Raw genomic sequence first — 15,826 nt, 5'->3', positions numbered from 1 at the left:
ACCTGCCTATTGCACACAAAATTATTTCACAATCTTCCAGTTTTCCCCGTTCTTTTCCAGTACAAGGTTAAACTGTGATACCTGTGTTGTCATGGTCTGGTTATCCAGATATTTCACCGCAAGGGAAGCGGTCACCTGATTTCCGTTTCGATTGTAAACCGGATTCACCAGTTCCGAGAAAATATACTCTTTTCCCACAGGTTTCAGCACACCCTCATTTACATAATAGGTCAGTTCCTTTGCGGTTGCCGTAGGGTACAGCTTGAAAAAGGTAGTGAGAAATTCGTTGATTTCCTCCGTAGTGATGGAATCCACTGTACCGTCACTTTGTACCGCTTTTGGGGTGTAGCCGGATTTTACGGGAACGCTGGTGATAGTTGGATTCTGGATAATTGTCAGGTTTCCAGAGCCGTCCACATAGACCGTCACCTGATAGGCGGAACGGACGGTTTTACTGGATTCCCCCTCTGTGATACGCTGTTCCACTGTATAGGTCACTTGATAATGCTGTTCCTTTTCCTCTGTGATTTCCCATATCTGAAAATCGGTCAGGGCAGACGATACGGGGATGTCCTTTCGGACAGTATCTACATTTAGGGCTTGCAGCTCTCCGGTGAGATAGCCTTTTAAAGCATTTGTCCGGTTATCAATGGAAGCGGCGAACTGTTCCCATGAATAGTAGACTTCTGCGAAATTCTCCACAAAATTCTCTATCTTGTGAGTGTCGAGGATTTGTTCCTCAATTACTTTGGTTTCATGGACAGTATGAATGTCTATCGCCGTGAAATTCTTATAGACGGCAAATAGGAAGCTCACCGCCAGCAGCACCCACAGGGCAATCACAGTTTTTTTGTGGGTATTGACTTTGTAAACTTTCAGTTTCTTTTCTTTCTGCTTTTTCTGGTTTTCCTCTTTTCTAATCTGAATCATATCGGTTCATCCTTTCTTATTGTTTGATTCGTCCGGCTCCGGCAAGGTGCTGTTGCCAGTAAGAGCCTGTCAGGTCTGCGTAGCCAATGGGATTTCCGGCATGGTACATCCGGTTATTTCCCACATACAGCCCCACATGGGTGATGTAGGTTCCGGCGTTGTAGGTGGAGTGGAAAAAGACCAAATCCCCTGCTTTTGCTTCGGACAGGGGGATATGCTGCGTCACATTGTACTGTTCCTGTGCTGTCCGTGGTAGGGCGATTCCTGCCTTGCCATAGCACCACTGCACCAGTCCAGAACAGTCAAAGGAAGTGGATGGGGAATCGCCCCCGTACACATACGTCCAGCCCTCATACTTTAAGGCTTCCTCCATAATAGCCTGTACCGTTTCATCATCAAACTGTGCCACGGTCAGGTATTGCGATACCAAGAGGACATAGAACATATTTCCATAGGAATACCGCCAGCCCCCGTTTTTCTCTACCGCAACAGGGTTGGTGTAGGTGACTTTCTTTCCGCCGGATTTGTCCCTTGCGAAGCTCTCTGCCAGTTCAAAAGTGTATTTTTTCCCACGCCCTGCCACATAGTCTAGGAAGCCGCCGCCGTAGTTGTAGGACTGAATCACACTGTTTAAGTCACAGCCCTTTGTTTCCGCCGCTGCGAGCAGTTCCGAGAAATATTTGCAGCCCTGTTTGATGGATTCCTCTGTACTAAGGGAGTTTGGGGGAAGCCCCAGAGATTCCGAGGACTGCATAACGTCTTCCAGTGTGCCGCCGGATTCCACCTGAATGATGGCGAGCAGCACATTTAAGTATTCCTCTATGCCATATTCCCTTGCATACTTTTCCAGCATAGGCTTATGGGCGAGGACTTCCTGTGATACGTTCACGCCCCCATAGATAAGGTTTCCGCCGCTTCCTCCGTCTTCCTCATCCGAGAAGACAATCACCACTAAAAGAAGCAGGGAGAATATCATCACGAACACGCTGGAACAGGCAAAGAAAAGGTGTCTTAACTTCATGGCTTCTCCCCTTTCTTTTGTTTGGAAGCCGCTGTTACTGTTTTTGTCCACTCCTTTCTGGCGGTGGTACGCCGGATGGTAAAGTTGGATTCTTTTACCACAGGGGCAGCCCGTTTTCTTTCCGGTATCACAGGAGCCGTATCATTTTGGACAGGTCTTGCCGGACGGGGAGCAGCAGGTGTAGGAGTTGGAGCTGTCTTTTGTCTTTCATTTGGTTTGTCTGGGGAAGCCGGAGGGACTATCTGGCGTTCTGTCCTTACAGGCGGTGTCTGTTCATGGTGGATGGAAGCTGCTTTTACCACCGGAACCGAAGACCGTTCTACCACAGCTCCCTCATAAGAAACCTGTCCCCGTTCCCTGATGGATGGGGAAGCAGGCTGCATAGCTGGCTTTCCTGTATGAGAGGTATCTGCATGATGTCGGAAATCTTCCGGCTGCTTTGCAGTAACAGGGCGTTCATGGACAGGAGCCGCCCCTTTGGGTGCTTTGGAAGCTGTCTTTTGCGGCTGTTTTGCCTGTTCCAGTTCCGCCCTGCGTTCTGCGATGGTCTGTCTGCGGATTTCTGCCTGTGCGTTCCGCTGTTCCGCTCTGGCAGTTCGGGTCTGGGTCACGCTGGAAGTAAAATCCCGTACTCCCTCTGATACCTGTGTTTTCCCGTGGTAAAGGGCGTACTTTGCATTGACAGGCAAATCCTTTGCCTGCTCCCGAAGCTGTCCGGCAGTATCGGCTATCTTATCTTTGGTATCTGCCGCCGCACCTACCGCAGAACCATCCCGTTTCCATGCGGATTCCTTTTCCGGTGCTGCCTGTGCGTCTGGTCTGCTGTGGTCTGCCTGTGTGCGTTTGGAAGAGCCGGAGTTGGAAGCAGTTCTCTGGTCTGAGCCAGCTTGTTTTCCTGCGTGGTATGCAGCCGTTCCAGCCCCAAGAGCCGCCACAGAACGTCTCAACTTATGCTGTAAACGGTGCATATGAGCGTGCATGAGCATACGGGGTCTTCGCATGATACGGCTTCCCATGCTTTGGGAATCCCCACTCTGTAAGGAGAACATCCCCATCAAATCCCCCAGCTTGAAATAGATTCCGGCAAAGGTCACTATCTGCAAGAATGCCGTCAGGAAGAACGGATATTCCCCAGACAGGTTATAGAGCATGGTGGAAATACTGAACGCTACCGTGATAATCAGGGTGATTCCGGCTCTGGTAAGGATGGTGTTGAACAGTTTCGTAATGGCACGCTTTGACATCCCCTCAAAAGAGGGAACCATGCTAAGGAGGAAGCTCACAGGCAGGAACATGGCGTAGATGATAAAAAGTACCTGTGAGAAAATCATTATCCCTGTGAGCAGGAATACAAAAACGGAGATACCGATATTGAACATGAACAGGAAGAAGACGGTTCCCAAGCGGTTAATGGTCTTTGTGATGGTAAGGTTCGTATTTTCCCTGTCTTCGATTTCCTCCACTACGATTTCTTCCCTGTCCTGCCCGTTGTTTTCGTCTGGATTGGTTGAAAGCAGGCTTTTCACACGGTCTGCTCCAATGCTTTCCATATCTGAATTGCCATATTGCAGCAGGAGCCACGGCTGCTTGACTTGAATGGAAAACAGGCTGTCCCGTATCAAATCCACGCTGTCTTTTCCTTGACTTTCCGAGTTAGGCAGCACAATCTTTGTACCAAGGGTCAGGCTGGCATTGCTGATGTCTGCGGAAAATTCATTGATTTTCCCGATATAATTAGGAGCATAAGCGATAAAGGCAGCGGACAGCACGAACACCACCACGAAATTGACAACGGCATGGATGGCTTTTGTGGTTTCCCGTTTGATAAGCCCTGTGTAGGCAACGTAAATCCCCACCACCAGAATGAGAATCAGCAGGAACCCGATATAAAATCCCTCCGAGGACAAGCCGCCTGTGGTAACGCCTGCAAGGGTCTGCATATTTTTCCCAATGGAATCCGCCGTAGAGGAAATGAAATCCAGCGAGTAGGCTTCCTGAATCAGATAGCCCGTGGCATTGGAAAGGTACAGGCTGATTGTCCAGATAAAATTTGTGATGGCATACAGCCCGTACATCACCTGTTTTCCGATACCGTCCAGCCAGTTCCACGGGAGCCAGTCCCATCCGCTGTCCACATAAAAATCAAGCTGGTAGTTGTCCAGAGGGTATTTGCTGTATTCGTTGGCAGCATCCACCGTATCATCCACCAGTCCGGCAGCGTGGGCGGCTGTGCCAAAGACTGCAAGTAGCAGGAGGAGGAGCAGGAGTGCCAGAAGCACCCTGCCAATCACTTTTCCTGCCATCTTCCAAGACAAGCCCTTTTTTGTGTGATAGGGAACTGGGAATTGCTGTCGGTTGGAAGTTCTATGTATCACCATCATTCCACCTCTTTTCTTACGGGCGGTCTGGTATCAAAGGCATGGAACAGGTCTTCAAAGATAGGATGGAACTGTATCACGCCCACACGCCCGTACAAATCACTGATGAGGCACTGTCCGTTTTCCAAGTCACGGAGCCGCTTCTGGTTGTTTTCATCTTCGGAATCCACCCCGAAAAAGGCGAGGGTCTTCTTGATTTCGTTGATGTCTGTGGAACGGAACGCAAATTTCAAGCCCAGATTGTTTTTCAGCTTTTCATCCAGCAAATCGTCTGTGTTCTGGGTGACAAAGTAAACGCCTGCGTTCATGGCACGTCCGGCACGAACCAGCTTCATAGAGAGGGTCTTGCCCTGTGCTACCTGTAAGAAGCTCCATGCTTCGTCCAAATCCACAATCTTAAACACGCTGCGGTCGGTGTGGATGAAGTCGAGGGCAAAGGTGCTGATTACAATGAGCATTGCCACGGAAAGCAGCTCCATTGTGGTGTATTCTTCAAATGAGGTTTCCTTATCCGGCAGCACCAAATCCGCTACCTGAATGATATTGAGCTGCTTTTCAAGGCTGATGGACTGTGTGACATCCCCATTCGAAAAGAGCAGGTGTGCAAAGTCATAGTCCGTAAAGGATTCGATATGGTCGGCTATGCTGGTGCTGATGGTGGTTCCCTCCGCCCGTAGTTCCTCAATCACTTTGAAAAGCCTCCGTTCTTCACTGTTTGTTACTGCACGAATAGCTTTCCGAAGAACAGGGAACTTTTCCCCGTCACGGCTGGAAATGCCCGTTAAAAAAGTCAGGATGTCGATTGCCAGTGATTCGGAATCCTTTGGGTTCTCCATAATCACATACGGGTCAAGTAAGCCCCTGTTCTGTTCCTCCGAAGTCAGGTTTACGATATTGATTTCATGGGTGATTTCCGGCAGGGTTTCTTTCCAGCGTCCCCGTTCCGCTTTTGGGTCAACAATGAGAGCCTGTGCCCCAAACAATACGGAATAATAGACAATCATGTTGTTGCTGAATGATTTTCCACCGCCGAGGGAGCCGACAAAAGCGGCAGCAAGGGCGTTGGTGACGGAGCCTTTTACCCCTTGACTGGCAAGGGCAGGCTTTAAGTACACGTTTCTTCCTGTATCAAGGCTGTAACCGATATAAATACCCTCCGTTTCTCCTAACATCTGGGTTGCCCCGAAGCCAAGACCAGCGAGGAAGTCACTGGTGACATACTGGATGTAATCGTTCAGATACCGTTTGCTGGCAGGAAGAAATTCCCCATGCAGCCCCAGCATATCTCCAAAGGGACGAACCAGTTTCACGTTCAAATCGTCATAAAAATCTTTCACCTCATTGCAGCGGCGTTTCAGTTCTTCCAAGTCGGGAGCCGTCACACGCACCACATAGGACAGCTTATACATGGATTCCTTGCTCTGGTCTAAGGTGGATTCCAGCTCATTCACGCTGTCTAAAGCGTCCACCACGTTTGTACTGGTTTCGCTGTCATTCTGCCATGCATGGTTGTCCAAATCTTTCAGCTCTTTTTTCTTGTTCCGTACCGTGGAGAGGGCTTTCCGGTTTGTCACAATCTCCACATTCATAGAGGTATCAATAGGAAAGGTAAATTGCTGCTGCTGATAGTAAAAGATTTCCGAGGATGGGAAGTCCAGTTCCCCCACAATGCTGTTGATGGTAAAGTAGGCGGCATAAACTGTCCCGTCTTCCTGTTCGATTTTCAGATACCGCTGGTTTTCCTCTATCAGACAACGGGTGGGTTTGATGAGGTCATAGTATTTCACCAGCGTTTCCTCCTGAAAACGCTTCTTTGGCAGGTAATACTCATAGTCTTCGTAGGCGGTTCCGGTCTGTCCGTATAAATGCTCAATCAGATAACCAAAATCGTCCTTATCAAGCCGCCGGACTTTAAAGCGGCGTGAGATTTTACTTTCCAACAGTTTTTCCATCTTCTGAAACCGCCAGATTTCCTCATTGCTCATGGAAACAAAATCCCCCATGAGCTTGTGGTTGACTTCATGGAGGAAGTCGGAAATAGCGGTCTTTGCTTCCCTGCGAAACTGCTTCATAGTGACTTCCTGCTCATTAACAAGCAGCTTGAAGCCGATAAAAAAGCGGTAGTCCACCTGATTTTCCCCTATCATGGAAATTAGGGCTTCGGTCTGTGCGTCAATCTTTGCACAGGCAACGTCCTTTAACTTGCCCGTCACTTCCTGTTTGGAGCGTTCCTGTGCTGCCCGTATGCTGGATTCAGTGCTGATTTGCAGGGCGTGAATCTTCCCGTCCCTGTTCTGGGCGATAAGCTGCCGGAAGGAATCGTGTACCTGATATTTCTGTTCGGGGCTTAAAAAGGAATAGTTGTAGGGAAGCAGCTCATAGTAAGCGAAGCACTCCCCGTCATGGTTGAACACAAGGTTATTTTCGATATACTTAATCGGATATGCCATAAATATCACTCCTTACTGCCGTGATGGGTTGTGCCGGATATTCCTTTTCCAGCTTCACGGGCTTTCCTGCATAGGTCAGTTTCGGGCGTACCAGATATGCCAGTACGGATTTCAGGAAGCCGTAAGGCTTCTTCCCGTCAAAGGTCTTCTGGCACATGAACCAAGTGAGGGCAAAGGGTACGCCGAAATATTTCAGAAATGCTCCGTCAATGAACGAAAGGGGAGGGAGGTTCCCCAAGAGCATAACTGCAAACACAGATACCACGAACCACGCCATCTGTGTGAACGTGATGGGGAATGGCAGCTTAAAATCATTGATGGAATAGAGTACCTTTTCCACCGACCAGATACTGGTATAGCTTCGTATTTTCTTCATGTTGTCCGTCCTTTCTAAAAGATGGGGGCAGCAAAAGCCGCCCCTGAATCAAAAAATCCGCCTGCACTTTCCAAAGGAGATACAGACGGGTCTACCGTAAGATTTCATATACGCCGTGATTCGTGACAACAAAGGTTCCCTCCAATTCCATGTCACGCCCATAGGCTTCGTAGTCAATATAGTTTTGTAAGTGTGCCGGAAGTTCTCCGAGCTGTCCGGTTTCTTCCAGATAGTAGCGAGCCACATCCGCCATATCGTCACAGCCGGAATGGCAGATAATATCGTCTTCATGCTCACAGAGTTCTTCGATACTGCCAAAGTAGGATTGCAACTCTGATAGTTCCTCCTGAATATATTCCGGTAAGTCCTCCACCATCTCACACAAGCGGTTGACTTCCTCAATGGGGGTATATTCGTCAATCTCAAAGGGCAGTTCATAATCATGGATGGCGTATTCCTCATATTCATCATTCAAACCGATACGTTCCTTGACTTCCTCAAAATCCACAGGCGGCGTGAACCATGCCCCTACCAGTTCGCCCTCATTGTATTTGCCTAAGTTGGCAATGTAAATCCGCATTTCTTCCAAGTTACTCACCCCCTTTTAGCGGTAATAAAAGATACCATTGTCCGTAAACAGGTAGTTTTCGCTGGTTTCCAGTTCCCGACCAATGGAAGCGTAGTCGATATGGTTCAACAGGTCTGGATGCACTTCTCCAAATAGCTGTACCTCCTGCACCAGATAACGGGCGAGGGATTCCCCGTCCTGCACCGGATAATAGCGTATCTGGTCTTTGTGGTCGATAAATTCCGTAAAGCTGGGAAACCACCGCTTTTGTACCACATCCATTTCATAATAGAGGGGCGTTCCCTGCATTACCAGTATCATCCGGCAAAGGGCGTTGATTTCCCAGAGCCTTGTGTTGCCCTCCAATGGAAACGGCAGCTCATAGTCTTCAATTTCGATTTCTTCCTCACTTTGAACCCCAAGACGTTCCCTGATTTCTTCAAAATCCACAGGACAGGAAAACCATGCCCCAGGATATTCCTCAAAATCCTCATGGTAAAACCGTGTGGTGTTCAGGATGTAGATTCTCATTTCCTCAATCAGTATCACGTCCTTTCTCTGTCAGTTTTTGGGGAGTTACGCTCCCCAAGCCCCTAGTGGACTTCCGCCATGAAGCAATCAGAGCTTGCCCCATAACGGAAGTGTGATATGTTTTTTTCTATGCACCGATAATCTTATTGAACAGTTCCAGTAAGATGTCCTTTACACCGTCCGCATTGAAGACCAGACCGACCGCTACAAGGGACACCACCAGAAAACCGATAAGTTTGGAAAATTCCCTCTTAAATCCGAGGTACAGTCCAATCACCACGATTGCCAGCAGCACAAGGGACTGGGCGTTGGATAAAAACCAGTTGTAAAGATTCTGTCCGAAATTCATAAAAGCTCCTTTCTTTCCTGTAAGATTCCTTATGTTTCAAGATTGCCGCCGTTAAAGCACCACCTCCTTTGCAGCGGCGGCTTGCTGCTTCAGGATTTTTTCGTGCTTCTCCGTCAGCTTTGCATGGGTGATGATGTCATGGACAATCTGGGTGTGGTTCATCTTATCCAGACGGAGAGCCAGCTTTAATGTGGGTGCTACCTGATGGGAGAGCCAGTGCAGGGTGCGTTCAAAGGAATAGGGTTCCGGTTTGGTTGTCAGTTTCAGGCTTCCCCTATGTTCCCCGATAAACCACGCCCATTCCTCATTGATACGCCAGTCAGAACGGGGCTTCGTATCGTTCCTATCCACGAACCGGACATAGCGGTTGATGATTTGAAAGGCTGTCCGTTCTGGATTGTCATGTTCTAACAGGTCACGGATGGCGTAAAAGGCACGCTCATTTTTCAGCCGGATTTCAAAGCGGTTCTTTACCTCTGCGTCTTCAATGGGAATATCGTGCTTTTTGTACTGCTCATAGTCCTTTTCGTAAATGCAGAAGTACACCTCACTTTGGAGGGAGCCGATATAAAGGGTGTTCCCCATACATTCTTTTTCCTCACGCCGTACCAGTTCGCCGCTGCGGTAGCTTTTGAAGCTGCGGAAAACCGAGATACATTCCTCATTCCTACATTTCTCTGTCAGATGGGGAATGTTCAGGATTCCCGTTTTATCATTGATGGCAAGGTCAAGCCGCTTCATCACGCCGTCCTCCATGAGAACATCCATAAAAAATTCATACCAGCTCCGTTCCTGTGCAAGAAGATAGCTTTCAAACTGGCGGCAGCCACGCCCTTTCAGTTCCAGCAGCACCCCTTTTTCCAATTCCGGCGATACCAGAACGAAAATATCACCCAGATAGTAATGTTCTGTGTAAGAATAGAAGCCGTAGTCTTCATGGATAAAGTAAGATAGCTTTAGCCGCAGCACGTCTTCCACGATATGCTTCACATCCGTAGTGGGAAAGCGAATCCGCACATAGTCAAAGAGCATTTCAAGGGGATTGTCTGGATTGAAGCGTTCCAGAGCTTCCGTGATGGTTTCCTGTAATGCTTCGGATGGGTGAGCCTTGCCCGTTTCAATATCGCTTAGATACGGACGGGTGATTCCGGCAGCCAATGCAAGTTTTTGTTGTGAGATACCGTAAACTTCCCGTTTCTCTTTGATGTCCCGTAACCATGTTTCTTCATTCAGTGAAAATCCCTCCTGTCTAAAAAGCATATGTCAACTTTCGGAGCCTTGTTGACATACGCCGGATATGGGGAAAATCCCTTGTGTACCGTGGGATTCTGCCCTGTGGTTTGGTTGTTGCCTGTCGATTTGTACCCCTCTGTTAGATACGAGGGGTTCCTGCTGGCGTGCCTTGCGGCACACCAGCCACAGCAGGTCAGTCCGTTTCTGCGGCTTTCGCTTCGCACGCCGCCTGCACTTCCTGCCTGCTGTCTATCAGTTTTTTTATTTCTTTGAGGAAATCGTGTCCTTTTGGCACAAGGGGCGTGTAAAATTCCGAGATAACGCTGGTTCCTACGTCCACATAGCCACGCCCTTTTATCTGTTTTAGGAAGAAATCCTTTGTGGTTTCCCCGAACATCATCCCATAGCCCATTTCCGACATCCGCCCCAGAGCCACACGGAAATTGAACTGGTCACGGATTCCATCCCCCAGATACTTTGCGTCCGGACGCTGGCAGGCGAGAATCAGGAAAAAGCCTGACTGCCGCCCAAGCATAACGATTTGTTTTAACTTGTTGAGGACAGCGGCGTTTTCCTTTGTGCCGAGCATTTCCATAAATGCTACATATTCATCAAAGATAAGGAAATTTGCAGGAAGCCCCAAGTAAGCGTAGTTTTCCCCTGTCCGGTAATTCTCCATGAGCTTCATGTCTTCGCTGCGTTTCATCATTTCTTCATAGAAACGGTCAATGCAGGCGAGCATATCTTCCTTTTTGTAGTACACATCCGGCATAACCGCCTGTAAATCCGCAAGGTCGGCGTTCTTTGGGTCTAACACGAACAGGACGGCGTTGGTGCGGAGCAGGGCTTCAATAAGGGTCAGGATGAAGTAGGTCTTTCCGCCGCCGGTTCCTCCGGCAATGAGCATATGGGGGAGCTTGTCATACTCCCACCAGACATTTTCCATGAGCCGGAGCCTGCCGTCCTTTGCCTGTACGTCCTCAATGGAAATACGGTTGGCAATGGTATCATAAAGCAGGGTGTACTCCACATAAGAATCCTTTAATTCCTTATCCGTCAGCTCACAGTACAAGCCGCTTTCCAGCTTTTTCTCCAAGTTTAAGAGCTGCTCCTGATATTTCCCCAAGGTGATTTCCACACAGATATGGAGCAAGCCCTGTTTCATCCGGTAGTAGATTTTTGGAAAGTAAGTGATGGTTTCTTTGGAACGGCTGGAAGACAAGTCCTTGAAAAAAGCGTCTTCCTTTTTTTGCTCTGATTCATACCACTTGTTTTCCAACACCATCCTTGCCAGCTTTTGGCGGTGGATGAGCTGCTTTACTTCATCCCTGCGGTATCGCCAGAACAGAAGAACTGCTGTAAGGCACACCAGCCCTGCCACGCCCATGCTGAATAACAGGTAAGGGATATTTACATCCTGTATTATCTGGGAGAGGGACACTTCCTGCCAGTTGGTTCCGGCAATCTGCCGGATATGAAACAGCAGTACAACCAGCAGGAAGACAGGGAACAGGGCGGCAAGGGCAGTATGGAACATAAGGTCTTTATCCGTGGGGCGGATACGTTTTCCACAGGGGAAAAGCTGCTTCATGGGAACAATCCTCCTTTCATTTTTTAGGTTCCTGTTATTTTACAGGGGGAGCGTCTTTCTTCGGCGGCCGCGGATTCATGGCAGCCCCTTTTTTCAGGATAATATCCTCCGCCTTGATGTACCAGTCCACCTCTGCCCCCTGAAAGGTAGCCGTTGCCACGGTGTCTGCCACAGGATTGATGATTTCCACCTCTGCATTGTAATCAAATTCCTTTAATGGCACGCTGGCAGGGATGGAAACCTGAATCATACGCCCCTGTCCTCTGGATTTTAAGTCATAGGTACGCTCCTTGATTTCTTCTGATACTGAGCCGTCTTCATTCTGGAGGTGAACCTCACGGCGGAGGGCAGAAAATTTCAATGCCCCGAAAGTTGCTTCCTTGTCAATCACGATTCCGTTTGCTAATCTCATAGTCTGATGTCCTCCTTTTCCTTACGCTTTTACCATATCGTCAGCGTGCAAAATGTAGTTGGTAAAGCCCCTTGTGCCGATTTTATAGCCCTCTGCGGTGATACGGGGATTAACGAGCTTCACACGTTCCTCAAAGTCAAAATGTTTCTCTCCGGCTTCGGCAGGGAGGATAACCACAATATCATCCGCCCTCTGTACGTCTGAATACAGGTTGAAACTACGGGAGAGTACCGCCATGCGTCCGTTGATTCTTCTCTGTTCTGTTTTGTCTTCTCCGGCAAACTCCAAGTTGCCGAATGTCTTTTCCATGTTGGGGATAACGAATTTTAATTCCATATAGATGTACCTGTCCTTTCTGAATGTGGTGTTTGATGGTTGTTTTGGGATTCTGGTCTGGAAGCGGAGGGGAACGCTCCGGCGGTGGTGATTTCTTCGTAGTATCACATCCTTTCTGGTTTTGGGGTAAAAAAATAGACGCTCAGTTTTGAACGTCTATAAGGGAAATACTTATTAACTTTTTAGTCTTCTGCTGGATGTTTTGAAAGATAACGGGAATAATCTGTGTCAAATTGTAAAGATTTCAATTGTTCATCTACAATCTGTAATAGGTTTTTACCGTTAAGGATTGCTTCAAATTCTTTTATAGAGAAATCAATAATGCAATATTTATCTTCCAATTTCTCCTTATGGAGATAAAATTTTTTTATTAGTCCAGCACCATTACTCCATCCGGTTCCGCTAGTACCATAATACGAAAATAAAATGCCTATTTTTATGTTGGTTGTCAAAAGCAAACTACAAAATTTTCCTATGTATGTAACACTAACGGCTTTGTCGTAATTTTTACATTCTCCTAAAAAGGTATCAAGTTTTGGGTCAATCAGATGATATGTCAACAAAACTTTCCCTTGAGGAGTTAAAGTAACGATTTGGTCTATTTCATTCGTTGAAGTTCGTAAGTTTCTATCTACATTAAAAATATTTCCAGAGATAGTTAGGAGATAAGAAACTAAATTTTCTAAAGCTTCTCCCTTTAAGTTATGTAAATTTTTAGGGGCGTTGTCCGTAGGGGAACTGTCATGAAGCTGTTTAAATTTTTCAAGTAATTCTTTATAAATGTTTTTTTGGGCTTCACTAATTTCACAAATTTTTTCGTATCTTAATTTATCAGATATACTATTAAGGACATTTAATGCCTTAGAAATTTCTTTATCATCTGGCATAATATCAATCATCACGTACCACCATATATATTAAAAATGAATTTTCTATTGAGGAAAGTTCGCTATGGCAGAGTTCACATTCAAAAGTTTCTGGTAACTCATTAAACAAACGTACTGTCCCCATAGATTTTTGGCAATTACTACAATATAATTCATAATAACTTTGCAAAATTCCTTGCTTTTCCAATTCAGATAAAAAATCATAGATTTCAGGAATAGATAAGGAAAATTTTCTTTTCAAAACGCCAGGATAAATCCACATATTTTTTCTATAATTCTTGAAAAATTAGTTAAGGCAATGCTATCTATATTTTTATTCATTTTGCGTTGTATCGTCATTTCTATGATTGACAATGTATTCGATAACATAATTCATTCGCTCCATTCCAATTAGCACATTACTATAGTAATATTGTATTAAACAATAAGATTTATTCATGTAATTAAAGACAAACTTAACACGGTTACTTCGTGTTTTTATTTCGTTTTCCCATAATAATTCAATCCAAGGATAATCGGACATTTCTTCCATTTCAAACATAAATTGTTCTAAGGCTTCTCTGAAATCAGGTACTTTTTCTAATTCTGCCTGATTGTCATTTAATAGTGAGCGTAGTTCTCCGATAAATGGTAATATATATTCTTGATGGTTGCCGACATCCAGTTGTGCGTTTCCACCATTAGGTAATTTCATAGATTGAGCAATAAGTTTTACATTTTCATCACGTTTGCATACATTAACCATAAAGTCTAAATTTAGCGGAATCAAATCGCACTCAAAATGTTCTTTAAAATAATCAGACATTTCCGCAATTAAGTTGGAATATATGGTCGGTTCTTTTTTGTCGGATAAAAAGACCCGTTTTAAAATATCAAAACGAAATTCTATCAATTCTCCTTTTTCATGAAACACAACTAAAAAGGGATATTTAGTTAGAAATTCTTCCTGTGTGAGAGGATGAATAGCTGCATATGCCAAATTAAATTTCAGAAAATAGTATCCATCCATAGAGTATGCAACAGGTTTTACGAAAGATGTATATAAGTAATCATTTTCATAAGTGTCTTTAAGAGGAAGGATTTCCTTTGCTCTTTTTAATGTTGATGAAAAATCATCACAGGTAAAAATAACGGAATACTTATAATCTTTTAAAAACTCCCATTTTTCTAAAGCATATCCAGCTCTTTTGCTTTGGTGAATGCAGGTTACAAGCTGTTCGGATAATGTTTTTTCTGAAATATCTACAGTTTCTAGCCCCTCTATGTATAACTGTCCCGAAGTATCTGTTTGTTTAGTCGCAATTCCGTGCTGAATGAATTGTTTTACTAAATGACGTTTTACTTTATCTGAATAAGCCATTACTGTTTTTTCAAGATATTCTAAATAGTTGTTTAACTGCATACAATCCCTCTTTTCCGTGCATATATCTTTCGTTATCTTGATTATACTTGATATAAGTGCAAAAAGCCATGCACAAATCAAAATTTTTATAGGATTTTCGATATATACATAATGATAAAAGTTTTGATGTTATTGCATATATAAAAATAGACGTTTCATGTTTTCACACAAAACGTCTATTCCTTGCGTTATGGAAAAGAGTATCGTATAATCTTGATAAATGGTTTCCTAGCTGGAACTGAGCCAGCTAACACGTTGCTAACACTTTTGCTACCAGTACAGGACATTTCGTGAATCTATCTTCCGCACAGACCTCACGCTTTTCCTGTATTATAAGGTGTTAGAGGGTATTACAGGAGGTTAGAAACTACTTGCTGCGAAAGGACATTTAGAACTCCTAAGCGGTAGGTCGGAGGTTCAAATCCTCTTAGCGACGCTGAAAACATCGCCGAAAACATTGATTTTTCAAGGTTTTCGGCGTTTTTCATTTTCCAAATAAATTTGAACTCATAACAATGTCCGATTAGCAGGAGCGGTTTTTGCTAATCAGATTTGACTAAAGAGAAATTGAACTGTTAATTATCGTCACCGATTTTCTTGCTAATGATTAGCAAGAAAATTGAGGTTTTTGCTAATCAAAATGCCTTTCCTGCTAATCGGAGCAAAAATCATGCTAAAAATCCTGCTAATTGAAAAGGCAAAAGTTACTCGTTCAAAGAGCTTTTTTCTGGTGTTACATAATCCCCGTACATTTGAAGATACCGCTGTCTGCTTATATAATGAAAATAAAAAAGGATGGTGATATATATGAGAGAAAAGAAGAATCATTTGTATGTGGACAGCAATGAGCGAAGCATTTTATTACATAGCCTTGTGGAGCTGAAAAATCAGCTTATACAGCAGGGCAGATATACAGATTGTGTTGATGAACTTATTTTCAAGGTTATCCATGCACCTATAAAAAAGTTAAGAGTAGGAATGGCAGGAGGAAGTGATGTGCGATAAGGAATTTAAAGAACTGATAAAAATAGCAGTAGAGAAACTGAAAGACGAATCTGTATTGAAACTGTTACAAACCGATGCAAGTTATCAAAAGGATAGTAATAACGAGGGAAGTGCAGAGGATGCTTTTCATCAGCTTGATTTGACGGAGAAGCAGAGGGCGGTTTGCCAACATCTTTTAGATTGTAGGGATAAGCAGGATTTTGAATATGGCACTCATGCGTATATTGCAGGGCTGATGGATGCGTTTCATATTATGGCGGTATTGTTCCCAGAAAAATGGGATACGGAGAGAATAAGAAAAGTCTTATCATTAAAGGGCAGTGAACCGCTCCCTGTCAAGTAGACAGTTAAAAAAAT

17 protein-coding genes are annotated in these 15,826 nt (G+C 45.1%); 2 read left to right on the top strand and 15 right to left on the bottom strand.

Annotated features, from left to right (window positions below; all coding sequences use genetic code 11):
- Positions 1-21: 21 nt before the first annotated feature.
- From GN277_RS01630 to GN277_RS01560, 15 genes are all read right to left on the bottom strand, one after another.
- Entirely contained in the window at positions 22-930 is a 909-nt protein-coding gene (locus GN277_RS01630; RefSeq protein ID WP_159749271.1) for a conjugal transfer protein, read from the bottom strand.
- Positions 931-946: 16 nt separating this feature from the next.
- Positions 947-1,951: a bifunctional lytic transglycosylase/C40 family peptidase gene (locus tag GN277_RS01625; RefSeq protein ID WP_159749269.1), complete on the bottom strand. Its 1,005-nt coding sequence runs from the start codon at positions 1,949-1,951 to the stop codon at positions 947-949.
- Entirely contained in the window at positions 1,948-4,329 is a 2,382-nt protein-coding gene (locus tag GN277_RS01620; protein ID WP_159756275.1) for a CD3337/EF1877 family mobilome membrane protein, read from the bottom strand. Before GN277_RS01620 ends, GN277_RS01625 begins: the two co-directional genes overlap by 4 nt.
- On the bottom strand, positions 4,329-6,779 hold the full coding sequence (gene tcpF, locus GN277_RS01615; protein ID WP_159749267.1) for a conjugal transfer ATPase TcpF: 2,451 nt from the start codon (positions 6,777-6,779) through the stop codon (positions 4,329-4,331). Before tcpF ends, GN277_RS01620 begins: the two co-directional genes overlap by 1 nt.
- Entirely contained in the window at positions 6,763-7,155 is a 393-nt protein-coding gene (locus GN277_RS01610) for a conjugal transfer protein (protein ID WP_005427021.1), read from the bottom strand. The genes tcpF and GN277_RS01610 overlap by 17 nt, the downstream gene beginning before the upstream one ends.
- Positions 7,156-7,246: 91 nt before the next feature.
- Positions 7,247-7,735 (bottom strand): antirestriction protein ArdA, encoded by a 489-nt coding sequence (locus GN277_RS01605; protein WP_408641715.1) that lies wholly within the window; start codon positions 7,733-7,735, stop codon positions 7,247-7,249.
- Between the two features lie 24 nt (positions 7,736-7,759).
- Entirely contained in the window at positions 7,760-8,254 is a 495-nt protein-coding gene (locus GN277_RS01600; protein WP_159756272.1) for an antirestriction protein ArdA, read from the bottom strand.
- A 127-nt stretch (positions 8,255-8,381) separates the two neighbouring features.
- Positions 8,382-8,603: a hypothetical protein gene (locus GN277_RS01595; RefSeq protein WP_002570387.1), complete on the bottom strand. Its 222-nt coding sequence runs from the start codon at positions 8,601-8,603 to the stop codon at positions 8,382-8,384.
- 51 nt (positions 8,604-8,654) lie between these two features.
- Entirely contained in the window at positions 8,655-9,863 is a 1,209-nt protein-coding gene (mobT, locus tag GN277_RS01590; RefSeq protein ID WP_159749263.1) for a MobT family relaxase, read from the bottom strand.
- Between the two features lie 166 nt (positions 9,864-10,029).
- On the bottom strand, positions 10,030-11,427 hold the full coding sequence (locus GN277_RS01585; protein ID WP_159749261.1) for an FtsK/SpoIIIE domain-containing protein: 1,398 nt from the start codon (positions 11,425-11,427) through the stop codon (positions 10,030-10,032).
- A 34-nt stretch (positions 11,428-11,461) separates the two neighbouring features.
- Complete coding sequence (locus GN277_RS01580) at positions 11,462-11,839, bottom strand: YdcP family protein (protein ID WP_159749259.1); 378 nt, start codon at positions 11,837-11,839, stop codon at positions 11,462-11,464.
- Positions 11,840-11,860: 21 nt separating this feature from the next.
- Complete coding sequence (locus GN277_RS01575) at positions 11,861-12,175, bottom strand: YdcP family protein (RefSeq protein WP_002578441.1); 315 nt, start codon at positions 12,173-12,175, stop codon at positions 11,861-11,863.
- A gap of 182 nt (positions 12,176-12,357) precedes the next feature.
- Positions 12,358-13,074 carry a hypothetical protein gene (locus GN277_RS01570; protein WP_159749257.1) on the bottom strand — a complete coding sequence of 239 codons (717 nt, stop codon included), beginning with the start codon at positions 13,072-13,074 and terminating at the stop codon, positions 12,358-12,360.
- Positions 13,067-13,303 (bottom strand): hypothetical protein, encoded by a 237-nt coding sequence (locus GN277_RS29700; protein ID WP_244324551.1) that lies wholly within the window; start codon positions 13,301-13,303, stop codon positions 13,067-13,069. The genes GN277_RS01570 and GN277_RS29700 overlap by 8 nt, the downstream gene beginning before the upstream one ends.
- Positions 13,304-13,375: 72 nt before the next feature.
- Complete coding sequence (locus tag GN277_RS01560; RefSeq protein WP_159749255.1) at positions 13,376-14,464, bottom strand: hypothetical protein; 1,089 nt, start codon at positions 14,462-14,464, stop codon at positions 13,376-13,378.
- Positions 14,465-15,271: 807 nt separating this feature from the next.
- Between GN277_RS01560 and GN277_RS01555 the strand changes: the two genes are divergently transcribed.
- Entirely contained in the window at positions 15,272-15,469 is a 198-nt protein-coding gene (locus GN277_RS01555) for a hypothetical protein (protein ID WP_159749253.1), read from the top strand.
- Positions 15,459-15,812, top strand: a complete 354-nt coding sequence (locus tag GN277_RS01550; protein WP_159749251.1) for a hypothetical protein — start codon at positions 15,459-15,461, stop codon at positions 15,810-15,812. The genes GN277_RS01555 and GN277_RS01550 overlap by 11 nt, the downstream gene beginning before the upstream one ends.
- Positions 15,813-15,826: the final 14 nt, after the last annotated feature.

This window comes from Sporofaciens musculi (genome assembly GCF_009830285.1).
Lineage (GTDB): Bacteria > Bacillota > Clostridia > Lachnospirales > Lachnospiraceae > Sporofaciens > Sporofaciens musculi.
This window is presented reverse-complemented; position numbering and strand designations above follow the sequence as displayed.